Below are 26,640 nucleotides of genomic sequence, written 5' to 3'. Positions count from 1 at the left end.
TATGAAGGTAGAATGGAGACTCTCCTTTTTGTTTATAATTTCGATACTAGCTGCTCTTACATTCTGGAATTACCAAAACAGAGTATATGACTGGGATATGCCGGGTTATTTAGGATGTATGTATACTTCTGAATTTCCGAATTCACCAGATAAAGTTCGAATCATCACCTATGATGAAATAAAAAAAGAGGCTCCCGCAGACCATTATACAGACATCATCGGAATAAAGCAGTGGGATATTCCAAGGCAGTATTTCGTAAAAAATACACAATCTTTTACAGAACAATTACCCTATTTTCAAATCAAAGTAGGGTATATTCTTGTGATCACTATTTTTTATAAGCTGGGACTTTCTTCCCCAATGGCCGTCCTGTTTACCAGTCTTATTTCTTACTTTTTTTCAGGATTATTATTATTTTATATTCTAAAGCTCCTGTTTCCAAAGAAATACTGGCTTGCAATAGGACTAACGGTTGCTGCCATGCTTTTGCCGCCAATGACGTATATGTCCAGAGTTTCCACACCGGATATGTTTATTTTTCAGTTTATCCTGATCTTTATCATTGGTTTGATCAAAAAGTGGAGCAAATGGGGCATGTTTGTGCTTTTGTTTGCAATTACTTTTATACGTCCTGACTATATTACATTTACCCTGACTTATATTATTGCTGTTTTCTTCTTTTACTACATCAGAGAAAAGAAAATTGATGTTTCCCTTATTGCACAGGGCACAGTACTTTTAGTGATGTATCTGGCGATCATTAAATTTTATCATTATCCCGGCTGGAAAGACGTCTTTTATGATACTTTTATCGAGAGAAGACCTATTATTTCAACACATCCCATCGAAGTCAGCTTAAAAGACTATCTGAGCATTATTTATATCAAGATTATCTACTTTAAAAAGGTGACCTTGTCTGTAAGCATCATGATTGCAGTCGTATTTTGGCGTTCCAAAGATGCGTGGGTAAGGATGATTTCAGTACTTTTCCTGGTGAATGTGTACATCAAATTCTTTTTCTTTCCGCAGTCGGCAGCATTAAGGTTCTTCTTCCCGTTTATTTTTCCGCTTTTCATTATGATGCTCTATGTGTTGAGTAAAAAATACAATGATCTCAAACTCGAGAAAATTGCGTAATTTTGTCTTTAAAATGATAAGGATTTGAAATCACAATTACAGTAACATTCTGTTCAATAATCAGAACTGAAAGTGATTGCGCAGTTCCTTGAAAATAAATACTTACATTATGAAAATCGAAGAATCTAATATTGTAGAAACCAACGACTACAGAGTCATTATATATCCGGCTTCAAGACCTTTTGAAACGAAAGAAGCAAAAGCAATTACCGAAAAACTGTTTGATTTCCTTGCTACATGGGCCGCTCACGGAAAACCACTTTCTTCTTCATTTAAAATTGAAAAGAATCAGTTTATTGTGGTGTGTGTAGATGAAGAAAAAGAAATGGCTTCAGGATGCAGCATTGATGCTTTAGGAAAGGTAATGAGAGAAATTGATGAGGAATATCAGTTGGGGCTTTTCGACAGAATGAAAGCTAGTTTTATAGAAAATGGTGAAGTGAAGACTTTAAAGCTGATTGATTTTAAAACGAAGTTGAGAAATGGAGAACTTTCAGAGGATATTCAGGTTTTTGACTTTTCAAAAAATACCTACCTTGACTTTTTGAGCCACTTCCTGCTTCCTTTGGAGAAAAGCTGGGCGGCTTCTGTAAAATAAACGCTATTAAGCTGATATAGACGAATAATCTTAAAGTGGGAACCTGTTTCTCACTTTTTTGTTTTAATGTATCTTTGTACAGATTCGAGTAAGACTAATGCCTAAAGTACTTTTTTTAACGACATCCCACAGCTATAATGATGACCGAATTTTTTATCATCAGGCGAAGGCTCTTAGAGATAACGGGTATGAAGTAAAAATATGCAGTTTATATGCAGAATATAAAGGCATTATTGAAGGAATTGAAATAGAATCTTATGCCGTTCTGGAGGAAAGTATAGAAAAGAAAATGGAAACATTCCGTAAGGTTTGTGACAATTTTCAACCCCAGACTATCGTTTGCTCTGAACCTCTTGCAGTGGTGGCATCAAAGAAATTTGTAAAAGAACATAATGCAAGCTGTATCTATGATGTTACAGAATGGTATCCTTCTATGTCAATGCTTGGCAAGTATCGGTTTCCAGCTAAAATCTTTCAGACCATTAAGTTTTCTCTTATTCAATGGTATGCAGGATTTTTGAGCACTCATTTTATTTTTGGAGAAACTACCAAAAAGTTTCCTTTAGCGTATTTTTTTTGCTTTAAAAAGCAGATGATCCTTCCTTATTATCCAGATACTGCTTACATCAATGAAAATATCAAAAATATTGATTCTGATGCTATTACCCTTTGTTATACAGGTCAGATTTCTAAAGATAAAGGAATTGAAAACTTTTTTAATGCCATAGATAAGCTTTGTCAAAAAGTCCCAGCACTTCATGTCAGGATTCTGATTATCGGATCAACAGTACAGGAAAGTGATGAACTTTATTTTTCAGCGCTACTGAAGAAATATTCTTTTGATCATATTGAGCTCAGAAAACCCACGACATTTGAGCGGTTTACAGAAGCATTTGCAGATGCAGATATATGTTTTGACCTTCGTGAAATCAATTTTGAAAACAATCACTCACTGCCGATAAAATTGTTTTACTTTATGGGAGCAGGAAAACCGGTGATCTATTCAAACTTGAAGGGAATCCGAAAACATATGGGTTCACTTTCATTTGGCAGTCTGGTAGATCCGCAGAATGCTGATGCCATTTCAGAAGTTATCCTTAATTATATAAGAAATCCGGAGCTGTATCATTTGCATGCTCTCAATGCCAGGAAAGAATTTGAAGAAAAATATAATTGGAGCACGATAAAAGAGTCCTTTGTTGATTTTGTGAAAAGATCTATTGATAAATAATTGCTATGCAGCTTACTATTATTAAAACTTTTGTCTCACGTTTTCTTATTCTGATTCTGAGTTTCGGCCTGGTGATCTATTCTACGAATATGTGGGGAAGTGAAGGAAAGGGAACTATTTCTATTGTGATAGCCAATGCTGCAGCGGTGAGTTTTTTCAGCAGTATTTTTTCAGGAAGCAGTGCTTCCTATTTTGCTTCAAGGTTTAAAATAGAAAAGGTTTTATTATTTGCCTATCTGTGGTCTCTTCTGACAGGGCTTTTAATCCCGTTTTTATTCAGTCTGGCTTCTATTCAGGATGAATACCTTTTGTATCTTATCGGTATCTCTGTTTTTTCTTCACTGTTATCTACCAATATTAGTTTATTTATTGGAACACAGGATATTAGGAGTTTTAATGTTTACACTGTTTTACAACAACTTGTACATATTATCTTTATCGGAATATTGGTATATCTGTTTGGTAAAAAAGATGTTTCAGTATACTTTCTTGCACAAATCGGGTGTCTGGCGCTTCTCTTCCTGACCAGCTTTTTTCAGATCATCAAAAAATGTAATATTTCCGAAATATCATTCTGTAAAGATGTTGCCAGAAATATGTTTGAATATGGCTGGAAAACCCAGCTGAGTGCTTTTGTTCAGTTTCTGAACTATAGACTTTCTTTTTATTTCCTGGAATATTTTGAAGGGATCGCCAGCGTAGGAATATTTTCTATCGGAGTGACTTTTTCTGAAGCCATATGGACAATTTCCAGAAGTATTGCTGTGGTTTTATATTCAGATGTGGTTAATAGCAAAAGCAGGGAAGAATCTGTAGAGAAAACCAAGAATTCTTTAAAACTGACCTTTATTTTGATGATAGGTTTTATACTGGGAATCATTATCATCCCGTCACAGATCTATGAATTGATTTTCGGAAAAGAATTCAGGGATACTAAAGAAATCATGCTTCTTTTATCCCCGGGAATTTTTGCCATTGCTGTAAGTGACATGGTAGGACATTACTTCTCAGGAATGAGGGAGCTAAAGATTCTCAATGTAAAATCAATAGTCGGGTTGGTTGTTACAGTTATATTTTCTTTCATTGCAATACCCAGATGGGGAATTTTGGGAGCCTGTCTTGCAACCACATCATCTTATTTGGTTTCAGCGTTCCTGCTGTTCCGGAAATTTTATAGTTCTACTACATTCAGTTTGAAAGATTATATGGTGTCAAAAGAGGAAATTCAGCTTTTAAAAGAAAAATTTCTGAAGAAATAATTTACTCTGTTCAGGTACAGAAAACAAAGTCATTTTCCTATTTTTACAAATCTATTAAGTCATACTATGTGCGGAATCAGCGGTTATTATTCATTTCATAAAAGTATTTCCTCAACAAATATTCTGGAAATGAATCAGGCGATCAGACATCGCGGACCGGATGATGAAGGATTCTGGCTGTATGATCATGACCAGGGGATTTCTTTTTCAGGAAATGATTCTACCTCAAAAATTAAAGAACAGTTTCCGGTTTTAGATGAAAGAAGTTCAGAGATTGCCTTGGGTTTCCGCAGACTATCCATTATTGACCTGTCCGAAAAAGGCCATCAGCCTATGCTCTCAGAGAATCAGCAGATCATTATTACTTTTAATGGAGAGATTTATAACTTTAAGAAATTAAAGAAAGAACTTGAGATTTTAGGACATTTTTTCCAAAGCAATTCTGATACGGAAGTTATTCTCGAGGCTTATCAGGAGTGGGGAAATTCAGCCTTTGCAAAGCTGGATGGGATGTTTGCGATCTGTATTGTTGATCTCTCCAGCCAGAAACTTACATTGGCAAGAGACAGAATAGGGATGAAACCACTCTTTTACCATCAGAGTGAAGAAGGATTGGTTTGGGCTTCGGAAATAAAAGCATTGTTGAAAAATGAATTTGTAAAACCTGAAATCAACTGGAATGGAGTGTATACCAATTTTCTTTTTCAAACAACATTGGCTCCCCAAACCTGCTTTCAGGATATTTTATCCCTGGAACCTGGTTCTTTTATGGTCATTGATTTAACAGATCAGAAAATTACCAAAGAAAAATTCTGGACACTGCCTTCACCGTCTATGAAGGATGTTTCGGAAGAAGAAGCTGTAAGAAAAATAGATGAATTGCTTTCTGAAAGTATATCAGAACAATTGTATGCAGATGTTTCTGTTGCAGTGATGATGAGCGGTGGGATAGATTCTACCTTAATTGCTTCAAAATCAAAATCTTTTAATCCAAATATTAATACTTACACCATATCTTACCCATTTTCTGAAGAAGAAGTAAAAAATGCATCTCTGGCTGCCAGACATTTTGGCGTTTCGCATGATATAAAAGAGGTGAGTGATCATGAAGCGCTGGAGCAGCTTAAGGAAAATATCCAGCACTTTGAAGAACCTTACAGCAGCTTTGAAGTCTTGATCAATGCAGCAAAATATGCACATGATAAAGATTTTAAAGTTGTACTAAGCGGAAATGGAGCCGATGAACTTTTTGCCGGCTATTCCCATACTCTGAAGCTGAATAGATGGATGCTGATGAGGAATTTCAATTTTGTAAGCCCTTTTATTTTCACAAAAGATAAATTTTCTCAACGGGTAAAAAATTATTTCTCTCAGGATCATATGTTTGATTTTTTCAGACAGAGTCAGATCAGCATGATGCCTCATGAGGCTAAATCTCTCCTCCAACCAGATATTTATACTAAACTTGACTCAAAGCTTTCAAAATACCACGCTTCGGAATCAAAAAACTATTCCGGGTATTTTGAATATGATATGAAATATTCGCTGTCTTCCCATCATGTATTTCGGGATGATCTGAGTGCGATGAAATATAGTGTGGAATTCCGTTATCCTTACCTGAGCAACAGCCTGATCAATTATGTAGCTTCATTGCCTGAAAAGATTAGATTTAATGGAATTCAGAATAAACCATTACTGCGTAAAACAGCTGAAAAATATCTCCCTGAATCTGTTTTGAATATGCCTAAAAAAGGGTTTTCCTTTCCGGTTCATTATTTCATTAAAAACGAAAAAAGAGTGAGAGATTTCATTGTTGAAAATCTTGAAAGTTTAAAAAAGAGAAATTTCTTTAACGCTGCAGTGATTGATGAATGGTGGAACCACCAGGAATATGAATATGACTGGGTGAAAATCTGGCAGCTGGTTACTTTTGAACTGTGGTATCAGAAATATTTTGAAAAATAAAGAAGCAGCCTAAAGATTAATATTTTACCTTTGTATTTATGATGAAATATTTTTGGGGCATACTTGTTGTGGTTTTTGCACTTGTAAGTTGTAAAAGTGATGATGATTCTTTGCAGAGAATAGATCAGTTAATGAATATCTATGTGAGAAACAGCGCTGGTCAGGATCTGCTGAACAATAAGAAAACAGGATCTTTTACAGGTTATTCTGTGAATGATATTTTCGGGACTAAAGATATTGCTCCGGTAAGCGTTTCTTTGAAGATGACTGCGGATTCATTGTTTTATATGGAGTATCTGGCAGGAGCCAAAAGAAGAAGACTGGATTCTATTAGCCCTGAGAATCCTGGAACAGGAACTTCCTATTATTCCAGAATGCAGATTACGTATACGAAAAGTACGAATGCAAGTGATAATGTTGTTGACACTTTGGAAGTTCAGTATCGTAATACACCAACGGTATTCCAGGTTTCAAAAGTTTTATATAACAATGTTCCGGTATTTTCTAAGGATGAAAATGCTCCCACTTCTATAAATACTGTTACGATCACAAAATAATTTTTAAATTTGTACAATTGTTAGCTTATTATGAGCTAAACATCTAATATTTAACATCTAAATAAAATGTTACAAGTCAATTTTTTGCGCGACAATAAAGAACGCGTTTTAGAAGGTCTTAAGAAAAGACAATTCAAAAATCTTGAGTTGGTGGACGAGGCTATCGCTGCCGACGACGAAAGAAAAAGAATCCAGTTTGAACTAGATTCCCAGCTTTCCGAAATCAACAAAATTTCGAAAGAAATCGGGCTTTTGATGAAAGAAGGGAAAAAAGAAGAAGCGGAATCTGCAAAATCTAAAACAGCACAATACAAAGAGTCGAGCTCAGAATTGAAATCCCAGTTAGAAGTTAAAGAAAACGACTTACTGAATATTCTGTATCAGCTTCCGAACATTCCAAATGAATTGGTAAAAAGCGGTGCTTCTGCTGATGATAATGAAATGATTTTCCAGTCTCATCCGGTAGAAGGTCTTGGTGAAGGAGCTATTCCTCACTGGGAACTGGCCAAAAAATATAACCTTATTGATTTTGAATTAGGGGTTAAAATTGCAGGAGCAGGTTTTCCTGTTTATTTAGGGAAAGGAGCAAGATTGCAGAGAGCTTTGGTTCAGTATTTCTTAGATAAAAACGTAGAGAAGGGGTATACAGAAGTAAATCCTCCTCACGTTGTAAATGAAGCATCAGGTTTTGGAACCGGGCAGCTGCCGGATAAAGAAGGACAGATGTATTATATCAACGAAGATAAATTATATCTTATTCCTACAGCAGAAGTACCTGTAACGAATCTTTACCGTGATGTATTGCTGGATGAAAAAGATCTTCCGATTAAAAATACAGCATTCTCTCAGTGTTACAGAAGAGAAGCGGGAAGCTACGGAGCTCACGTAAGAGGATTGAACCGTCTTCACCAGTTTGAAAAAGTAGAGATTGTAAGAATTGAAAAGCCTGAAAACTCTTATGCTGTTTTGGAAGAAATGGTAGAGCACATCAAAGAAATTCTTACAGACCTTGAGCTTCCATTCAGAGTATTAAGACTTTGTGGGGGTGATACTGGTTTTGCTTCTGCAATGACGTATGATTTTGAAGTATGGAGTGCAGCTCAGGAAATGTGGCTGGAAGTAAGCTCTGTGTCTAACTTTGAAACGTTCCAGGCTAACAGATTGAAATGCCGTTACAAAGGAGATGGCAAATCTCAATTGGTTCACACTCTGAATGGATCTGCAATGGCACTGCCAAGAATTATGGCGGCATTGCTTGAAAACAACCAGACAGCAGAGGGAATCAAACTTCCTAAGAAGATTGCAGAATACGCTAGATTTGAAGTAATCAACTAAACTATCAGTTTTAGTATGCAAATAAAAACCCACCGGATTCCGGTGGGTTTTGTTTTATTCTGTAACGATGATAATCTTTTTATCTGCGTTTTTTAGTTTTGAATCTTTATCATAAATGGCTTTCAGATCATATTCTATTCTTATCGAATGATCATCAATCTGCTTTACCCAGTCATGTTTTCCTGTAATTGATTGTATGGGATTTTCAAACTTTAAAGTAGTACCAATCTTTTTGAAAAACATGATCATCATACCAGCTATTTTTTCAGCTTCTTCCTTTGAGCTTTTGGATTGGATGGCTTCTTCAATACTTTTAAGATTAAAATTCTCTGTATCAATCTTCAGGGTTTTCCCATCCCAATTGTTGTAAATATTCTGATCCATTGGGATTTTTTCAGTTTTTGTAAAACTTTTCAGAACCAGATAATCTTCCGGCGAAAAATGATCCATCTTAAAAGAAAACCCTGCAAGTTTGTTATCTTCTTTCGTAGACTTCATGAAGATTTTTTTCATGATTCTGATTGAATCCGGATTTTCTGGTTTTAATTTTCCTTCCTTTTTGGCAACATCGTACATGCTTGTCCAGATAGTCGGAAGTCTGTCCATTTCTCCAAATTCCTTTTGCTTTAATGAATCTGGTGTCATAGCCATCATCTCTGTCATAAACTCTCTTGTATCAATATCCATTACGGAAGTAGAGGCGGAATCTTTGTGATAGACAATTTCAGAATTCACACTGCAGGATTGCAGCATAAAAAGGCTTATCAGAAATAAGACAATGGTTTTCTTCATGGTGTATTTAAATACAAATTAATGGCAGTTAACAGCTCCGTTTGGATCTTTAATAATCGTCATAGCTTCGGCTTTCGGAGAAACATAGGGAATTCCCAGCTCAAGACCTCTTAGAATGAATAATCCTCCCAATATGATCATGATGACCGGAACTGCTTTCAAAACTTTTACCCTGAAGGCCTGATTCATCAGATTTCCGGCTAAAACGATAGCAAACATGAACGGAAGGGTTCCAAGACCAAATAAAGCCATATATAAAGCTCCCTGCCATATTCCTCCTCCTGCAAGACTGGCAGTAAGTGCCATGTAAACCATTCCGCACGGTAAAAACCCATTCAAAACTCCTGTAGAGAATCTTGAACGGTAATCTGCCTTCTGAAGTAGTTTTCCTAAGTTTAATTTGACAGTGTATAAAAATTTGGAAAGGAAGGGGATTTTCGAAGCAAAATCTTTTCCACCAAATGAAAATACAGCCATAATAATTAGAAGAGCTCCTGCAGTAATAGTCAGGTATTTCTGGAAGCCTGCCATTTCAAATCCCTGCCCAATAATTCCAAGAAGTGCGCCTAATAATGAATAGGTAAATATTCTCCCCAATTGATAGGTAAGGTTCTGAAGATAGAAGTTAGCTGCCTGTTTTTTGGTTAATCCCATCGACAGGGCAATAGGACCGCACATTCCGATACAGTGAAAACCGGAAGCAAAGCCTAAAGCAATAGCCGATACAATAAGTCCTATTTCCATATCACGTCATAATCCATTCGGTAGTCTGCTTTATCTTTTGTCCAACTTAATCTTAATGTGTAGTTTCCTACTTTCAATACCTGTGCTGGTATTGTGAAAGACTGGCTGGCATCAAGCTGTACAGATTTTTTGATATCTAAATTCTGGTCGTCGGTTCTGTTTAAAACAAATTTTACCGTAGTATTTGAGTTGTTATATTCTTTTGGAAAAGTAATTTTAATTCCTTTGGTATCCTGGCTGTATACAGGTTTTTCCTGTAACTCATCTGCTTTTTTCTTCGCATCAATCACATCTTGGTACTTCAACTCCTCTTCGTAATAATTATCTGTTACCATTTCAGAGTTTTTCTGCCCGTTCGGGAAAAGAAACATCATGGATAGTATAAAAACTATGAATGCAAGTAATGCAATTACAACACCGTGTCCCCAACTAAAGTTCTTCATTTTTTTCTAATTAAAATTGCAGTTTAAATGGCCCTTCAAAATAAGTCTGGTATGAATCAATCAGTTTACCCTTCATATCATAAACGCCAATTGTGATATTCTGTTTAGAGAGTTTCATTTCATCTTCCGGGAAGCTGATATTAATCGTTCCTTTTGAAATTTTATCCCTGTCTACCTGAATTTTGCTTGATGCACTATAAGTAATTTCACCATGTGCCGGATCAATCACTTTGATAGTAACGATTTTTTTGTCGTTTGTTTTATTAAGGAAAGTATAATTATAGGTATTGGTAATTTTACCATCTCTTACAAAGAATGTACTCCCTGCCGGCTTGATGAATTTAGCCTCCATCTCACCACGGCTGTACAGAAGGTATCCTAAGAATCCTACCAAAAGGAATAAGAATACTGTAAATCCTTTCATTCTGCCTGTAAACTTAAATTGAGTTTGTTTTTCAATTTCGTTTTCAGAAGCATATCGGATCAGTCCTTTCGGAAGTCCTACTTTTTCCATTACTTCATCACAGGCGTCAATACAGGCTGTACAGTTTATACATTCCAATTGTTGTCCGTCTCTGATGTCAATTCCGGTAGGACATACTACTACACACTGGTGACAGTCTATACAATCTCCTTTGCCAGCAGCCTGACGGTCTTCACCTTTTCTCCATTTTGATCTGTTTTCTCCTCTTTTAAAATCATAGAAAACATTGATGGTGTCTTTATCAATCAATACTCCCTGAAGTCTTCCGTATGGGCATACCAATGTACAAACCTGCTCTCTGAACCATGCAAATACAAAATAAAATGCAGCGGTAAGAAGAATCATTACGATAAAATTGGTAGGATGTGCAAATGGTCCTTCACCAATGATCTTAAATACCTCTTCATATCCTACAATATACATGAACATAAAGTGGGTGATCACCAATGAAATGATGATATAAACAGACCATTTCAAACTTCTTTTCCAGATCTTTTCACTGTTCCACTCCTGTCTGTCCAGCTTCATCTGCTTGTTTCGGTCACCTTCAATCAGATATTCTATTTTACGGAAGATCGATTCCATAAAAATTGTCTGAGGGCAAATCCACCCGCAGAAAATTCTTCCGAACGCAATCGTAAAAACAATAATGAAGATTAAAGATGCAATAGCACCTAAAGTGAGGATAAAAAAGTCTTGTGGATAGAAAGGCTGTCCAAAGATGAAAAACTCTCTGTCTATGACATTGAACAACAATAATGGATTACCATTGATTTTGATAAACGGTAATGTAAAATAAATAATTAATAATAAATAGCTTACAATGTTTCTATAGTTGGTATACTTCCCTTTAGGCTTTCTTGGGAATACCCATCTTCTTTTTCCGGATTGCTCCATTGTCCCTATAGAATCTCTGTAAGTCTCAGGGTCCAGAACCTGTCCCTGTCCGCCGCGTACTTCTATTTCTTCTATGTCTGACATATGTAATAGGTTTTAAAAAAGAAAAAACATAATTCGTTACTATTTTTATCTAATAACAAATTATGTTTTTTTCATATGTTTCTAATTTTTTAAATTATTCTTTTTCCCAATGTGCTTCAGTTCCTTGAGGAGCTGCTCCTCCTTGAGCCTGAGTCACCGGTGGTTGTTCCTGATTGATGTGATATACATACGCTGCAATCTTTTCAATCTCTGCACCTGAAACTTCTCCGTTTTTACCGAATGCTCTCATCGCAGGGTTAGTAGGAGAACCATTCCAGTCCATATGGAATACGTTTTTGAATAACGTTTTCTCAGGCTGGTTGATCCAGTAGTTATCAGTAAGGTTTGGTCCGATACCTCCACTACCGTCTTCTTTGTGACAAGATGCACAGTTTGTTTTAAATAATTCTTTCCCTTCTGCAATATTATCAGCAGAGTATTTTGCTGTTTCTATCGTAACAGGAGGTTGAGTTTTTTGATATTCTTCAATACTTGCCAACTGTTCTTTATATTCTTTTTCATATTCGCTTAACGGGTGAGCGAAGTCTGTGAAAGAGTATGCTGCAATATACACAATACAAAATGCGGTCCCAAAATAGAATAAACCTACCCACCATTTTGGTAACTGGTTATCCAGCTCCATGATTCCATCGAAACCGTGGTCAATAAGGATATCTTTTTCTTCAGTTTCAGATTGCTTTTTGAATGCAGCCAAATACATTCTTTTTAAGAAAGGAACTTTCTTTTCAGCTAGATAAGCTGCTTTCTCTTCTGGAGATAATTTTTTGAATTTGTTGTTTTCAATCAGATCTCCAATTGCACCATGGATATAGGCAAGGATACCAGCGATCACAACAGTTCCCCAGAAGTAAGGCGAAGCTAGGAACGCGTAGCTCTGTACAAATAAATAATAAAAAACTATTAAAAGCCCGATTATTATTAAGATGTTTACGACAACAGGTGTTCTTTGTTTCATAAAAAATAGTTTAATTTTTTAAATTAAAATCGTCATCCTCATCATCCCCAAGTGGTGCTTCTTCTTCTTCTTTGTAATATTTCTTAGGTCTGCTAAAAACATAGATTACTAAAGCTATGAAGAACAGCATAAAGAAAATCAGAGCCAGCGTCTGGTAAAAACCAGCGTTTTCTGTATTGGATAATATATCTTTAAAGTTCTGAGGAATCATATGAACCTTTTAATGTTTAGTTATTACTAGCTGTTTTGATTTCAGTTGTTTTGATATCTGTACCTAATCTCTGAAGATAAGAAATAAGAGCTACAATTTCTTTTTTCTCTAATTCTCCCTGAGGTCTCTTAGCATAAGCCTGCTTAAGGTCATTTGCTTCAGAGAAGATATCTTTTACAATTTTTGCTGATTGGTTGTTAGCCCATTTATCTGCAGAATCGATTTCAGCCTTAGAATAAGGAACATCGAATACATTTTTCATCAGCTTCATTTTGTCTACCATCTTAGTTCTGTCTAAGTCAGTAGCAATTAACCAAGGGTAACGAGGCATGATGGAACCTGCAGAAGTAGATCTTGGGTTATACATGTGCTTGTAGTGCCAAGAACTTGGGTTTTTACCACCTTCTCTATGTAAATCCGGTCCTGTTCTCTTAGAACCCCATAGGAATGGTCTGTCGTATACAAATTCTCCAGCTTTGGAGTATTGTCCGTTTTTACCGTTGAATCTTGTGATCTCATCTCTGAACGGTCTGATCATTTGAGAGTGACAAGCGTTACATCCTTCACGGATATAAATATCTCTACCTTCAAGTTCAAGTGGTGAATAAGGTTTTACCGCTGAAATCGTAGGTACACTTTTCTTAAGAGATAGCGTAGGAATGATTTCAATTGAACTACCAATAGATATTGTGATGAAAGATAAAATACCTAATAATACCGGAGTTCTTTCCAGCCAAAGGTGAGTACCTTCTCCTTCTTTTCTGTTTTTACTGATGTTTGCTAATGCAGGAGCTTCAGCAGGAACTTCTTTCTGGAATGATCCTTTTCTTACCGTAGCAATTACGTTTACGATCATTAAGATAGATCCTGAGATATAGAATAAACCTCCTACAAATCTCATTTTAAAGTAAGGGATAATAGCAGTTACTGTATCTAACCAGTTTTTCCATAATAATGTTCCGTCTGGGTTGAATTGCTTCCACATTAATCCTTGTGTGAATCCTGAAATATACATTGGAACTGCATAGAAAATGATTCCTAAAGTACCTAACCAGAAATGCCAGTTAGCTAATTTTACAGACCAAAGTTTTGTTCTCCACATAATTGGTACCAAATAATAGATAACCCCGAATGCCATGAAACCATTCCATCCAAGAGCTCCTAAGTGTACGTGACCGATAACCCAGTCTGTAAAGTGACCAATTTTGTTGATGTTTTTAGTTGCCAAAAGTGGTCCTTCAAACGTTGCCATACCATAACAAGTTACAGCTACAACGAAGAACTTAAGGATAGGATTTTCTCTTACTTTATCCCAAGCTCCTCTTAGCGTAAGAAGACCATTTAACATTCCTCCCCAAGATGGTGCAATAAGCATGATAGAGAACCCTGTTCCTACCGCCTGAGCCCAAGCCGGAAGAGCTGTATACTGAAGGTGGTGAGGACCAGCCCAGATATATACGAAAATTAATGACCAGAAGTGAATAATAGACAGTTTATAAGAGAATACCGGTCTGTCTGCAGCCTTCGGAAGGAAGTAATACATTAAACCTAGAACCGGAGTCGTCAATACGAATGCAACCGCATTGTGTCCATACCACCACTGTACAATAGCATCTTTTACCCCTGCATATGCTGAATAAGATTTCCAGCCTGTGAAAGATAAAGGTACTTCAAGGTTGTTGAAGATGTGAAGCATTGCTACTGCAATCCATGTACCGATATAGAACCAGATTGCTACATAAAGGTGTCTCACTCTTCTCTTTGAAATAGTCAGGAACATATTGATACCAAAAATGATCCATGAGAATGCGATCAATATGTCGATCGGCCACTCGTGTTCAGCATATTCCTTAGAGGTATTGATTCCCATAAAGAACGTAATGAACGTAGCAACGATCATAAACTGCCAAGTCCAGAAATGTAACCAAGACAATGTGTCACTGTACATTCTTGTTTTTAATAATCTTTGTAATGAGTAATAAATACCCGTGTAAACAATGTTACAAACGAATGCAAAGATTACGGTGTTGGTGTGCAGCATTCTGATTCTACCAAAACCAAATGCACCATGAGTGTTTATTAACCCTTGAATGTTTCCTGATGCCAAACTTTTGATGGTTGTATCATCTGTCCCGAAAAAGAATTCAGGTAATTCAGGGTAGAAAAGCATTAATGCCGCCGTAAGCCCGAACGTAAACCCTATAAGACCGAAAACTAAGGTCGCATAAAGGAACGCACGGACAATACTATTGTCATAACTAAACTTCTGTGTTTCCATATCAACTATTCACTATTTTTCTCAATTTTTATTATTTTCTCCTATTTTTTTCTCGTCTTTATCTTTGTTGCCTGCTTCATCATTTTCTTTGATTTTTTCATCATCAAAAAGGATTCTGACAGCCGGAGATTCATCATCTTCAAACTGTCCTTTTCGGGCATACACTATAAATACGACCAAGAAAATCGCAGCCAAAGAAACACTGCAGAGGATCATTAAATATAGAATATCCATTGGACAACAAAATTAACCTATTTTCGGGGTTCAAATTTAGTGAAAAATAATGACATTCATCACGAAATGCCGATTTCAGCTAATTTAAAATCAGTCTAAATAAGGGCTTCTACGCCTGTTTTTTGAAATGTTTACGTCCTAATATCCAGGTTGAAAGTGTAGTAAAGGTAACCACCGTGATGGAACTGATTGGCATGATGATTGCAGCGAAGAGCGGATGCATATGTCCTGTAACAGCGTAACTTAAACCAACGATATTGTATAGAAAACTGATTATAAATGTCATTTTCACAATGGTGATGGAACCCTTACAAACATTCAGGTAATTGTCTAATGTAACCACTTTATCACCGTTCATAATTACATCAGAAGATGGTGTAAAACTGTTGGTGTCATCAGCAATTGCAATCCCTACATTACTTTGTTTTAAAGCTCCCGCATCATTAAGGCCATCTCCAAGCATTGCTACTTTCATGTGCTGATCCTGAAGCGCTTTAATATAATTCAGTTTATCTTCCGGATTCTGATTAAAGGCCATTCCTTTGTAATTTGGAATAAGCTCTTTAAGCTGGCTTTCTTCCGAGGAATTATCCCCACTCAGGATAAATATTTTGTAGTTGGTGAGTTTTGTGAAAAGTTCTCTCAGTTTCGGACGGTATTCATTCTTAAAAATGAATTTTCCTAAATATGCTCCGTTTTTGCTGATATAAACCGCTGTTTCCAGGTTTTTAGGTTCCTGGTCATTATAACGGGCAGACCCAATTTTATAAAGAGATCCTCTTACGCTTGCTTCATAACCTTTTCCTGAGATTTCAACAAATTTCTCTACAGGGAAATACTCATCATTTACTTCGATGAATTCATACAATGATTTTGAAAGCGGGTGGTTGGAGTTCTTTAATAATGTTTTGATATTCAGGGAATCAAATTCGTTGATTTCAGGTCCTTCGTATTTGATATTTGATTTTTTTCTGTGGGTAATCGTTCCGGTTTTATCAAAGACAATTGTATCAAGCTTCGCGATTTTTTCAATCGTTAAAGTGTCTTTTACATAGAATTTATTTCGACCTAAAATCCTCATAATGTGTCCAAAAGTGAACGGTGCAGACAAGGCAAGCGCACAAGGGCATGCAATGATCAGAATGGCAGAAATAACCTGGAACATCTTCTCCAAATCAATAAATGCCCAATAGGTTCCCGCAACGAGAGCAATACCTAAAATAATGAATGTGAAGTATTTACTGATGTTGTTTGTTAATGTGTCAAGTCCGGTCTCATGTTTCTTAAAGGCCTCCTTGTTCCACAGCTGGGTAAGGTAACTTTGATCTACGTCTTTGATAACTTCCAGTTCCAGAGATGATCCTATTTGCTTACCTCCGGCAAAAATCTTATCACCAGGCTGTTTGCTGATACTTTCACTTTCTCCGGTAATAAAACTGTTATCAATATTTCCTTCTCCGTTGATCAGAATGGCATCTACCGGAATGATTTCCTGGTTTCTAACCAGAATTCTATCACCCACTTTTATTTCAGACAGTAAAATATTATCCTGTTTTCCTTCAAAATCAACTTTCGTTACGGCAATGGGATAGAAAGATTTATAATCTCTGTCATAGGAAAGAGCACTGTATGTTCTTTTTTGGAAAATTTTTCCGAGAAGCATAAAGAATAAAAGTCCACAAAGGGTGTCAAAATATCCTGGGCCATAATCTGTTACAACTTCGTAGATACTTCTTCCATATAGGACAAAAATTCCTAAGACAATCGGAACATCAATATTGACGATCTTATTTTTTAAACCATACCATGCAGATTTATAATAATCTGAAGCTGAGTAAAATACAACAGGTGTTGCCAGAAGAAATATCAAAGTTCTGAATAAACCTTTATAATGGTCCATCCAATAATCTTCACCTCCAATATATTCAGGAAAGGCAAGGAACATTCCATTACCAAAAGCAAAGGCGGCAATGGCAAATTTTACTAATAAGGATTTGTCAAGATGATCTTCATTTTTATCAGCAGTTTCAAGGCTGATAACCGGTTTATATCCTAGATTAGTTAAAAATTTAGCTAGTTCGCTTAATTTCATATCATTATGATTGAATGAAATCTGTAAGGTCTTTCTTGTGAAATTAACCTGCGAATATTTAATATGCTTATTTAACGTGTGAAGGCTTTCTAACAGCCAGATACAAGAAGAACAGTGAATGACAGGGATTTTGAATGTAACCAGACTGGTGTTTCCTTCAGAAAAATCAGTAACTTTTTCAAAGATTTCCGGTGTGTCCAAGTAATCAAATTGAGAAGAATTTTCATCATTCGGACGAATTCCCGCTCCTTTATTAAGCTCATAGAAATTGCTTAAATTATTTAAATTTAGAATTTCGTAAACAGACTTACATCCATTACAACAGAAAGTCTTTTCATCAAATAAAATTCTCTCTTTTTCTATCCCTTGACCACAATGAAAACAGTTCTCGCTCACCCCATAAAATATTGAACTACAAAATTATAACAAATTTTTTTGTTTATCGCGTTAAAAAGTTCTATTTTTGTGATAAATATCATATAAAATGCCGCAGGAACAACAGATAGCAATTGAAGAGAGGTTCGCCAGAGTTTTTAATGATAAATCATTTAAAGAAAGACTTTCTAGCGCAGATTTTGAAAAATACATTAATGGCAAAAAGAAACTGAGTTTTCAGAAACATGATACCATTTTCGAGGATGGTGAAACTCCGAAGGGAGTATTTGTTTTGGAAAAAGGTGCTGCCAAACTTTCAAAATCAGGAGCGTTCGGGAAAGATCAAATTTTAAGATTTATCAAAGAAGGGGATATCATCGGCTATCGTTCTTTGCTTTGTGGGGAAAATTTCCAGGCCAAAGCAGAAGCAATGACAGATATTGAATGTGTTTTCTTACCCGCAGATATTTTCATGTATCTTCTGGAAGTAGACCCACAGCTGTCTTTCGTCATGCTTCAGAAAATCTCATACGAATTAGGAGAATCTTCCAACACCATCACTTTCCTTGCTCAGAAAACGGTAAGAGAAAGGTTGGCAGAAATTCTTTTGCTTCTGGAACAGAAATTGGGAGTAGATCCTGAAGGCTTTATCAAGATCTCATTAACGAGAGAAGAAATTGCCAATATTATCGGTACCGCTACAGAAAGTGCCATCCGTCTGATATCAGAATTCAAACAGGATAGTCTCATTGAAGTAGACGGAAGAAATATCAAGATCTTAAATCACGACAAACTCATGAAACTCGGTCACGTAGTTTTATAAATCATACAAAAACTTAAGTCGGCTCAAGGCCGACTTTTTAACTTTTAAAAATAGATAAATTATGTCTGTTCACTCTGAAATTAAAAAAGTTACGACTGAAACCTTGCGTAAAATGAAATTCGACAAGGAAAAAATAACAATGCTTACAGCCTATGATTTTACCACAGCAAAGATGGTAGATGCAGGTGGAGTAGACGCTATTTTGATTGGAGACTCTGCAGCGAATGTAATGGCTGGTTTTGAAACTACATTGCCCATTACGCTGGATCAAATGATCTATCATGCTCAAAGTGTGGTAAGAGGAACCGATAGAGCTTTGGTGGTAGCAGATTTACCTTTCGGAACTTATCAGAGTAATCCTGAAAAAGCACTGGAGTCTGCGGTAAGAATGATGAAGGAAGGTGGAGCACATGCTGTGAAAATTGAAGGCGGAAAAGAAATTTCCAAGTCTATCAAAAAGATCATCAATGCCGGAATTCCGGTAATGGGACATTTGGGATTAACACCACAGTCTATCTATAAATTCGGAACATATAAAGTAAGAGCTAAGGAAGAAGCAGAGGCTGAAAAACTGATTGCTGATGCACAACTTTTGGAAGAATTAGGATGTTTTTCAATCGTATTAGAAAAAATTCCGGCAGAATTAGCTAAAAAAGTAACTGAAAGCATTTCTATCCCAACCATCGGAATCGGGGCCGGAGCAGATTGTGACGGACAGGTTTTGGTTTATCATGATATGGTAGGGATGAACAAAGGTTTCAGCCCGAAATTCTTAAGAAGATATCTTGACCTTTATACAGAAATTACTGGAGCTGTTGCTCAGTATGTAAAAGATGTGAAGAATGTAGAGTTTCCAAACGAAAACGAAAGCTATTAATCCATGCAGAATCAACAATCTATCCAGGGAATATTATCTATCGCAGCACTGATTTGTCTTGCTGTGGGATGGTTTAATTTATTTTCCCCGGAAATCAATCATTTACTTTCAAGAAAAGTCTTTTATGTTCTCATAGGAGCGAGCTTCTTTATTCAGGCACCCCTGCTTACCAATAAAAACTTTGTATATGCAATGTATGCTGCTGCTGCAATCTGTGTATTGGGTGCATTCATTCCGGAAGGTTCAAAACTTTCAGCCGTTAAAACTGTAGGTCTTCTGGCAGGAATTATCCTTTCTTTATCCAATAGAAGAAGATAGACGAAAGAAATATGAAGGAGCAGATTATATATGAAGACAACCATCTTCTGGTGATTAATAAAAAGGTTGGCCAGCTTGTACAGGGTGATAAAACCGGAGATGAATCACTATTAGAATCCATCAAGAATTTTATAAAAATAAGAGATGCTAAGCCGGGAAATGTTTTTCTCGGCTTGGTTCATCGTATAGACCGTCCTACATCAGGACTGGTAATATATGCAAAAACGTCCAAAGCACTTTCCCGTTTGACACAGATGGTGAAAAACCGCGAAGTGAAGAAAACGTATTGGGCTGTTGTAGGAAAAGAAATGATTCCACAAACTCAAAGGCTGGTACACTATTTAAAGAAAAACGAAAAGAATAATAAAGCCATTGTTTTTCCAAAAGCTACGGAAGGAGCAAAAGAAGCGATTCTGACTTATAACGTGATCAAGACTTTGGATAATTACCTGCTTCTTGAAATAGATCTTGAAACTGGAAGACACCATCAGATCAGAGCACAATTATCTAAAACAGGAATTCCGATCAAAGGTGATCTGAAATACGGAGCACCACGTTCCAATCCTGATGGAGGAATCAATCTTCATGCAAGAAAGCTGGAATTTATTCATCCTGTTACTAAAGAAAATATTGAAATTACAGCTCCGGTGCCGCAGAATGATGCGATTTGGAGAGCTTGTGAGGAACAATAAGAGAAAAATAAAAATAGGCTGGGAGTTTTACACTTTCAGCCTATTTTTTTTGATTAAATAATTTCCAAATTCCATTATCGGGTTTCAAACAGTGTATTACAAAAAATTTTGCACATTCTAAAAAAATGTCTAACTTCGTTCCCAACTTTAGGGGTGTCTGTATCAACAGACTGAGACTTTACCCTTTGAACCTGATCTGGATCATACCAGCGTAGGGAAAAGTAGATGACTTTTGCTGTACATTCTATTGTACAATAATAGCCATTCCTAAAGTATATTTAAATTATTAGGAATGGAACTTATAATCAACCACACCCGAAAAACATTTGATGTACTTCCCGAAAATCTGGAAGCATTACTGGCTATGGAGCTGCCCGGAAAGAAAAAAGGCATCGCTGTAGCTCTCAACAATCGCATTATTCCCCTGTCAGTCTGGGCGGAAACCATCCTTAATAACAACGATTCAGTTTTAATCATTACTGCCACTCAAGGTGGTTAATTCTCATATTTAATACCAATATTTATGGCTCACTCCATTACATGTTCGCCATTTCCGAACTCAAAGAAAATCTATATTGAAGGTACATTACACCCTATCAATGTAGCAATGCGTGAAATACAACTTAGCCCAACCAAACTGACCAATGGCGGCTTTGAACATAATGCTCCGGTAACCATTTACGACACTTCAGGTCCTTATACCGATGAAAATGCAGTCATTGATATTCAGAAAGGACTTCCAAGAATCAGAGAACAGTGGATTCTGGACAGAAATGATGTGAATATCCTGGACGGAATTACATCTGAATACGGAAAAGCTCGTTTAGCAGATCCACGTCTTAATGAATTAAGGTTTTCCTATGATCATAAACCTAAAGTAGCACAGGAAGGAAAAGAGCTTACCCAGCTTTACTATGCAAAACAGGGAATCATCACTCCGGAAATGGAATATGTGGCAATCAGAGAAAATCAAAGAATAGAACAGCTTGATTCCGTATCCAAAGAAATGGCTTTTCAACATCCCGGACATAGTTTTGGAGCCAATACTCCGAAAAGCAAGATCACTCCGGAATTTGTAAGAGACGAAATTGCTGCCGGAAGAGCAATTATTCCCAATAACATCAACCATCCGGAAAGTGAGCCGATGATCATCGGAAGAAATTTCCTGGTGAAAATCAATGCTAATATTGGAAACAGTGCCGTTTCATCCAGTATTGAAGAGGAGGTAGAAAAAGCGGTATGGGCCTGCCGATGGGGAGCTGATACCATTATGGACCTTTCAACCGGAAAAAATATTCATGAAACAAGAGAATGGATTATCAGAAACAGTCCGGTTCCCATTGGTACTGTTCCCATCTATCAGGCATTGGAAAAAGTAAAAGGAGTTCCGGAAGATCTTACATGGGAAATTTTCAGAGATACCCTGATTGAACAAGCTGAACAAGGGGTTTCCTACTTCACGATCCATGCAGGCGTTTTGTTGAGATATATTCATTTAACAGCGAAAAGAGTAACCGGAATTGTTTCCAGAGGAGGATCGATTATGGCGAAATGGTGCTTATTTCATCATAAAGAAAGTTTTCTGTACACTCATTTTGAAGAGATCTGCGAGATCATGAAGAAATATGATGTGGCTTTCTCTCTGGGAGATGGTCTTCGTCCCGGATCTATTGCAGATGCCAATGATGCCGCTCAGTTTGCAGAACTGGAAACTTTAGGTGAACTAACCAAAATTGCCTGGAAACACAATGTACAGGTAATGATTGAAGGACCCGGACACGTTCCGATGCATATGATCAAAGAAAACATGGAAAAGCAATTGGAAGAATGCCATGAAGCTCCATTTTATACCTTAGGGCCTTTAACAACGGATATTGCACCGGGTTATGATCATATCACGTCCGGAATTGGAGCAGCAATGATCGGATGGTTTGGCTGTGCGATGCTTTGCTATGTAACTCCAAAAGAACATTTAGGTCTTCCGAATAAAGAAGATGTAAAAGTTGGGGTAATTACTTATAAGTTAGCTGCACACGCAGCAGATCTGGCAAAAGGTCATCCCGGAGCTCAATACAGAGACAATGCATTAAGTAAAGCAAGATTTGAATTCAGATGGGAAGATCAGTTCAACCTTTCATTAGACCCTGAAACAGCAAGAGCTTATCACGATGAGACACTGCCGGCAGAAGGAGCAAAAATTGCCCATTTCTGTTCAATGTGCGGGCCGAAATTCTGTTCGATGAAAATCACTCAGGAAATACGTGAATCTGCAGAACAAGGAATGCTGGATAAATCACAGGAGTTTATCGAAAAAGGGAAAGAAATTTATATATGATCCTAGTTATCACTACTGAATTGATTCTCCCGAACGAAACTGATCTTATTAATCAAATGTTTCAGGAAGGACTTGATTTGCTTCATATCCGTAAACCATGGCTCAGCCGCAATGAAATGCTTGAATTCATCACTCAGATTGATAAAACCTTTCATTCACAATTGGTGCTGCATACGTATTATGATCTTGGGAAGGAATTTAATATTTCAAGATTTCATTTCAGGGAGATTGATAGAAGGGAAGAAGCATATAAACCTTTTGTGGAAGAAAATACGATTTCAACTTCAGTACACGATATCACAACATACAATACTTTGGACAAAGAATGGGAGTATGCTTTCATAAGCCCGTTCTTTCCGAGTATATCCAAAAAAGGATATGGATTGGATTCTACTATTAAGGAAGAAGTAAAACACCGGAACAATCCGGATGTAAAATTGATTGCCCTTGGAGGAATTAATCAGGATAATATTCATGAAGTTTTCGAAGCAGAAACAGATGGAGCCGCTTTATTAGGTGCCATCTGGGAAAGTGAAGAACCCTTAAAAGTATTCAGAAAATGCAGGAACGCCCTTATGTCATAAGTATTGCAGGCTTTGATCCCAGTGGTGGAGCAGGCCTGTTATCAGATAGTAAAACCTTTGAACAGTCAAAAGTAATAGGACTGGGAGTATGTACTGCATTGACATTGCAAACCGCTGCCAAATGCCTGAGCTTAGAATGGCGTCCTATAGATGAAGTAACCGAAGCCATTCAGATGCTGATGGAAAATTATCTCATTTTAGCCGTGAAAATCGGAATTGTAAAGGATGCAGAATTTTTGAATAAGATTATAGAAACATTAAAGAAAGCAAATCCTGAAGTGAAAATCGTTTGGGATCCTGTTCTGAAAAGTACTTCTGAATTCTCTTTTTTTGATACTGAAACACTTCATCAATTAAAAAGTACGGTTAATCAACTCAGTTTAATAACTCCCAATTATAATGAATATGGTGTTTTAAAAGAAAATAATCTTTTACCAGATACCAATAAATGTGCATTGCTAATTAAAGGTGGGCACAGAGAAGATCATTTAGGAACAGATATTTTAGTTGAAAACGGAAAAGAAACTCTTTTAGTTCCCACTGAGGACAATACCATATATTTTCCTAAACATGGTTCCGGCTGTGTTTTATCATCAGCAATTACAGCAGAACTCGCCAAAGGTCAAAATAGGGAAACCGCCTGTAGAAATGGGAAATTATACATCGAAAAATTTTTAAAAAGCAATCCCTCTTTACTGGGAACACATTCATAGTAAACATGGAAAAATTACAATACATATCACAGGGAAATACCCAACAGGAACAGGAACTTTGTATCCGTAAAGCCCTTGATAACGGGATCAAATGGGTGCAGGTTCGATGGAAAAATGCACCTGAAAATGAATTAATCAGCCTTTGTGAAGTTTCAAAACAACTTTGTTCAGAATATCAGTCGGTTTGTATTATCAATGATCATGTACAAATAGCCAAAGAAATAGATGCTGACGGGGTACATTTAGGATTAAACGACAGCACTATCGAAGAAGCAAGATTGATCTTAGGCGAAAATAAAATTATTGGAGGAACGGCTAATACCCTTTCAGATGTCATCCAGAGAATCAAAGAATCTTGTGATTATATTGGTTTGGGACCATTGAGGTTTACTACAACCAAAGAAAAACTAAGCCCGGTTCTTGGGTTTGAAGGATATCAGTATATCATTGATGGATTAAGAGAAAAATCAATAGACATTCCCAGAATATTTGCAATCGGAAGCGTTACTCTTGAAGATATTTTGCCGTTACAGGAGATCGGAATTTATGGTGTTGCCGTATCCGGGCTCATTACAAAGCAGCCGACTATTATTAATGAACTAAAAAAAGTAATGATATGAACAATCAGAAATTAGAAATAGCAGGAAGAATTTTTGAATCAAGACTGTTTTTAGGAACAGGAAAATTCGGTAGCCTGAGAGATATGGTACAGTCTGTTATCGCATCCGAAACCAATATGGTAACAATGGCGCTAAAAAGAATTGATGCCCAATCTAACGAAGACGATCTGCTTGATTCATTAAAAGAAACCAATGTTCATCTTCTACCAAATACCTCCGGCGCAAGAACTGCCAAAGAAGCGGTATTAGCCGCACAATTGGCCAGAGAAGCGCTGGAAACGAACTGGGTAAAACTGGAAATTCATCCGGACCCGAAATATTTACTGCCGGACCCTATTGAAACCTTATATGCCACTGAAGAATTGGCGAAATTAGGATTTATTGTAATGCCTTACATTCATGCAGATCCTGTTTTGTGCAAACGTCTTGAAGATGCCGGAACAGCTGTAGTAATGCCTTTGGGAGCACCTATTGGAACCAATAAAGGATTAAGAACACAGGACTTTTTGGAAATAATCATCAGCCAGAGTAATGTTCCTGTCGTGGTAGATGCAGGAATCGGGGCGCCATCAGATGCTGCAAAAGCAATGGAAATGGGAGCAGATGCTGTTTTGGTGAATACAGCCATTGCCGTTGCCGGAAATCCTTTGAATATGGCTTTAGCTTTTAAAGAAGGCGTAATTGCTGGAAGAAGAGCCTTTGAATCTGAATTGGGAGCCATTGCTAACCATGCTGAAGCTTCAAGTCCACTTACTTCGTTTTTATTTGAATAAATCAGACTCATGAAAAGCTTTAAAGATGTTTTTGAAAACTACCGATGGGATGAGGTAAAAAATAAGCTTGAAAAAGTAAGTCTGGCTGATGTAAAATACAGTCTTCAGAAAAAGAATAAAACCCTTGATGATTTTCTGAATCTCCTGTCACCAGCCGCTTCTCATGAACTGGAACTGATGGCAAGAATGACGCAGATGCTTACCCAAAAACGATTTGGAAAAACCATTCAGTTGTATGCTCCGCTGTATCTCAGTAATGAATGTCAGAATATCTGTACCTATTGCGGCTTCAGTCTCGATAATAACCTGAAAAGGAAAACCCTTTCTGATATGGAGCTGATGATTGAAGCATCTGTTCTGAAATCAATGGGAGTGAATCATGTATTGCTGGTAAGTGGTGAAGCCAATAAAATAGTGGGAGTCCCTTATTTCCAGAATGCTGTCCGTAAGTTAAAACCTCATTTTTCCAATATTTCCATTGAAGTTCAGCCATTAATGGAAGAAGAGTACAAGTTACTTCATGAAGAAGGAGTACATTCCGTTTTGGTGTATCAGGAAACCTATCATCAGGATGTCTACAGAGAATACCATCCGAAAGGGAAAAAATCAAATTTTCATTTTCGCCTGGAGACTCCGGACAGAATAGGACGAGCTGGAATTCATAAAATAGGACTCGGAGTTCTCCTTGGGCTTGAAGATTGGAGAGTTGATAGTTTTTTCAACGCACTACATATAGATTACCTTCAGAAACAATACTGGAAAAGCAAGTTTTCTGTTTCCTTTCCAAGGCTCAGACCTGCTGAAGGAATTATTGAACCTAATTTTAGCATGGAAGACAAAGACCTTCTTCAGTTGATCTGTGCCTACAGAATCTGGAATGAAGACCTTGAAATCTCCATTTCTACAAGAGAAAATGAAGTATTCAGGAATAATATAGTGTCTCTGGGAGCAACAGCAATGAGCGCAGGATCAAAAACAAACCCGGGAGGTTATGCTGTAGATAAAGAATCTCTGGAACAGTTTGAAACCAGTGACGAACGAAGTATGGATGAAATCAGACTCATGATCAAAAAAGCAGGCTACGATCCTGTGATGAAAGACTGGGACTCTGTTTATAGTGGATTTTAAAATTTTTAAACCATTAAGAACTTAGAAGAGGTAAAGTTAATTAAGAAAAATCGAAGATTTTTTAAGATAGCATCTTTTTAAAGC

The 26,640-nt window shown here is 36.8% G+C and carries 27 protein-coding genes and 1 riboswitch; of the genes, 18 read left to right on the top strand and 9 right to left on the bottom strand.

The window, feature by feature from the left end; all coding sequences use genetic code 11:
- Position 1: 1 nt before the first annotated feature.
- The 7 genes from KIK00_RS14120 (at position 2) to serS (ending at position 8,083) form a co-directional block, all read left to right on the top strand.
- Positions 2–1,138: a hypothetical protein gene (locus tag KIK00_RS14120; RefSeq protein WP_255813019.1), complete on the top strand. Its 1,137-nt coding sequence runs from the start codon at positions 2–4 to the stop codon at positions 1,136–1,138.
- Between the two features lie 109 nt (positions 1,139–1,247).
- Complete coding sequence (locus KIK00_RS14115; RefSeq protein WP_255813018.1) at positions 1,248–1,736, top strand: hypothetical protein; 489 nt, start codon at positions 1,248–1,250, stop codon at positions 1,734–1,736.
- 97 nt (positions 1,737–1,833) lie between these two features.
- Positions 1,834–2,967, top strand: coding sequence for a glycosyltransferase (locus tag KIK00_RS14110; RefSeq protein WP_255813017.1), 1,134 nt, complete (start codon positions 1,834–1,836; stop codon positions 2,965–2,967).
- Positions 2,968–2,972: 5 nt separating this feature from the next.
- Positions 2,973–4,226 (top strand): polysaccharide biosynthesis C-terminal domain-containing protein, encoded by a 1,254-nt coding sequence (locus tag KIK00_RS14105; RefSeq protein ID WP_255813016.1) that lies wholly within the window; start codon positions 2,973–2,975, stop codon positions 4,224–4,226.
- Positions 4,227–4,292: 66 nt separating this feature from the next.
- A complete protein-coding gene (gene asnB, locus KIK00_RS14100; RefSeq protein WP_255813015.1) occupies positions 4,293–6,191 on the top strand; it encodes an asparagine synthase (glutamine-hydrolyzing) in 1,899 nt (632 codons plus the stop codon).
- Positions 6,192–6,229: 38 nt separating this feature from the next.
- A complete protein-coding gene (locus KIK00_RS14095) occupies positions 6,230–6,748 on the top strand; it encodes a hypothetical protein (protein ID WP_255813014.1) in 519 nt (172 codons plus the stop codon).
- Between the two features lie 66 nt (positions 6,749–6,814).
- Positions 6,815–8,083, top strand: coding sequence for a serine--tRNA ligase (serS, locus tag KIK00_RS14090; protein WP_255813013.1), 1,269 nt, complete (start codon positions 6,815–6,817; stop codon positions 8,081–8,083).
- Positions 8,084–8,137: 54 nt separating this feature from the next.
- Here the strand turns inward: serS and KIK00_RS14085 are convergent, their stop codons facing one another.
- From KIK00_RS14085 to KIK00_RS14045, 9 genes are all read right to left on the bottom strand, one after another.
- Positions 8,138–8,875: a hypothetical protein gene (locus tag KIK00_RS14085; RefSeq protein WP_255813011.1), complete on the bottom strand. Its 738-nt coding sequence runs from the start codon at positions 8,873–8,875 to the stop codon at positions 8,138–8,140.
- A gap of 18 nt (positions 8,876–8,893) precedes the next feature.
- Positions 8,894–9,619 carry a sulfite exporter TauE/SafE family protein gene (locus KIK00_RS14080; protein ID WP_255813009.1) on the bottom strand — a complete coding sequence of 242 codons (726 nt, stop codon included), beginning with the start codon at positions 9,617–9,619 and terminating at the stop codon, positions 8,894–8,896.
- Complete coding sequence (locus KIK00_RS14075; protein WP_255813008.1) at positions 9,610–10,062, bottom strand: FixH family protein; 453 nt, start codon at positions 10,060–10,062, stop codon at positions 9,610–9,612. Before KIK00_RS14075 ends, KIK00_RS14080 begins: the two co-directional genes overlap by 10 nt.
- A 10-nt stretch (positions 10,063–10,072) precedes the next feature.
- A complete protein-coding gene (gene ccoG, locus KIK00_RS14070; RefSeq protein WP_255813007.1) occupies positions 10,073–11,527 on the bottom strand; it encodes a cytochrome c oxidase accessory protein CcoG in 1,455 nt (484 codons plus the stop codon).
- A gap of 94 nt (positions 11,528–11,621) precedes the next feature.
- The gene (locus tag KIK00_RS14065; RefSeq protein WP_047377332.1) at positions 11,622–12,503 is read right to left on the bottom strand and encodes a cbb3-type cytochrome c oxidase N-terminal domain-containing protein; all 882 of its coding nucleotides are present in this window, start codon (positions 12,501–12,503) and stop codon (positions 11,622–11,624) included.
- A gap of 10 nt (positions 12,504–12,513) precedes the next feature.
- Complete coding sequence (locus tag KIK00_RS14060) at positions 12,514–12,714, bottom strand: cbb3-type cytochrome c oxidase subunit 3 (protein WP_002983870.1); 201 nt, start codon at positions 12,712–12,714, stop codon at positions 12,514–12,516.
- Between the two features lie 16 nt (positions 12,715–12,730).
- Positions 12,731–14,992 (bottom strand): cytochrome-c oxidase, cbb3-type subunit I, encoded by a 2,262-nt coding sequence (ccoN, locus tag KIK00_RS14055; protein WP_213277360.1) that lies wholly within the window; start codon positions 14,990–14,992, stop codon positions 12,731–12,733.
- A gap of 21 nt (positions 14,993–15,013) precedes the next feature.
- Positions 15,014–15,226 (bottom strand): cbb3-type cytochrome oxidase assembly protein CcoS, encoded by a 213-nt coding sequence (gene ccoS, locus KIK00_RS14050; protein ID WP_255813006.1) that lies wholly within the window; start codon positions 15,224–15,226, stop codon positions 15,014–15,016.
- 109 nt (positions 15,227–15,335) lie between these two features.
- The gene (locus KIK00_RS14045) at positions 15,336–17,714 is read right to left on the bottom strand and encodes a heavy metal translocating P-type ATPase metal-binding domain-containing protein (RefSeq protein ID WP_255813005.1); all 2,379 of its coding nucleotides are present in this window, start codon (positions 17,712–17,714) and stop codon (positions 15,336–15,338) included.
- An 88-nt stretch (positions 17,715–17,802) separates the two neighbouring features.
- Here KIK00_RS14045 and KIK00_RS14040 point away from each other — a divergent pair, with 88 nt between their 5' ends.
- From KIK00_RS14040 to thiH, 11 genes are all read left to right on the top strand, one after another.
- A complete protein-coding gene (locus KIK00_RS14040) occupies positions 17,803–18,516 on the top strand; it encodes a Crp/Fnr family transcriptional regulator (RefSeq protein ID WP_034692595.1) in 714 nt (237 codons plus the stop codon).
- A 61-nt stretch (positions 18,517–18,577) separates the two neighbouring features.
- Entirely contained in the window at positions 18,578–19,393 is an 816-nt protein-coding gene (panB, locus tag KIK00_RS14035; RefSeq protein WP_255813003.1) for a 3-methyl-2-oxobutanoate hydroxymethyltransferase, read from the top strand.
- Positions 19,394–19,396: 3 nt separating this feature from the next.
- On the top strand, positions 19,397–19,711 hold the full coding sequence (locus KIK00_RS14030; RefSeq protein ID WP_047424697.1) for a hypothetical protein: 315 nt from the start codon (positions 19,397–19,399) through the stop codon (positions 19,709–19,711).
- Between the two features lie 11 nt (positions 19,712–19,722).
- A complete protein-coding gene (locus KIK00_RS14025; protein WP_255813002.1) occupies positions 19,723–20,403 on the top strand; it encodes an RluA family pseudouridine synthase in 681 nt (226 codons plus the stop codon).
- A gap of 139 nt (positions 20,404–20,542) precedes the next feature.
- A riboswitch (TPP riboswitch) is annotated at positions 20,543–20,638 on the top strand.
- Positions 20,639–20,695: 57 nt separating this feature from the next.
- Positions 20,696–20,902 (top strand): sulfur carrier protein ThiS, encoded by a 207-nt coding sequence (gene thiS, locus KIK00_RS14020; protein WP_255813001.1) that lies wholly within the window; start codon positions 20,696–20,698, stop codon positions 20,900–20,902.
- Between the two features lie 24 nt (positions 20,903–20,926).
- The gene (gene thiC / locus KIK00_RS14015) at positions 20,927–22,738 is read left to right on the top strand and encodes a phosphomethylpyrimidine synthase ThiC (protein ID WP_255813000.1); all 1,812 of its coding nucleotides are present in this window, start codon (positions 20,927–20,929) and stop codon (positions 22,736–22,738) included.
- On the top strand, positions 22,735–23,322 hold the full coding sequence (locus KIK00_RS14010) for a thiamine phosphate synthase (protein ID WP_255812999.1): 588 nt from the start codon (positions 22,735–22,737) through the stop codon (positions 23,320–23,322). Before thiC ends, KIK00_RS14010 begins: the two co-directional genes overlap by 4 nt.
- Positions 23,298–24,035, top strand: coding sequence for a hydroxymethylpyrimidine/phosphomethylpyrimidine kinase (locus KIK00_RS14005; RefSeq protein ID WP_255812998.1), 738 nt, complete (start codon positions 23,298–23,300; stop codon positions 24,033–24,035). Before KIK00_RS14010 ends, KIK00_RS14005 begins: the two co-directional genes overlap by 25 nt.
- Positions 24,036–24,040: 5 nt before the next feature.
- On the top strand, positions 24,041–24,655 hold the full coding sequence (locus KIK00_RS14000) for a thiamine phosphate synthase (protein ID WP_255812997.1): 615 nt from the start codon (positions 24,041–24,043) through the stop codon (positions 24,653–24,655).
- Positions 24,652–25,428: a thiazole synthase gene (locus KIK00_RS13995; protein WP_255812996.1), complete on the top strand. Its 777-nt coding sequence runs from the start codon at positions 24,652–24,654 to the stop codon at positions 25,426–25,428. The genes KIK00_RS14000 and KIK00_RS13995 overlap by 4 nt, the downstream gene beginning before the upstream one ends.
- Before the next feature lie 9 nt (positions 25,429–25,437).
- Positions 25,438–26,556 carry a 2-iminoacetate synthase ThiH gene (gene thiH / locus KIK00_RS13990; RefSeq protein WP_255812995.1) on the top strand — a complete coding sequence of 373 codons (1,119 nt, stop codon included), beginning with the start codon at positions 25,438–25,440 and terminating at the stop codon, positions 26,554–26,556.
- Positions 26,557–26,640 lie beyond the last annotated feature (84 nt).

It is taken from the genome of Chryseobacterium sp. MA9 (genome assembly GCF_024399315.1).
Lineage (GTDB): Bacteria > Bacteroidota > Bacteroidia > Flavobacteriales > Weeksellaceae > Chryseobacterium.
The sequence above is the reverse complement of the archived record's forward strand: the minus strand, read 5'-3'. Positions and strand labels throughout refer to the sequence as shown.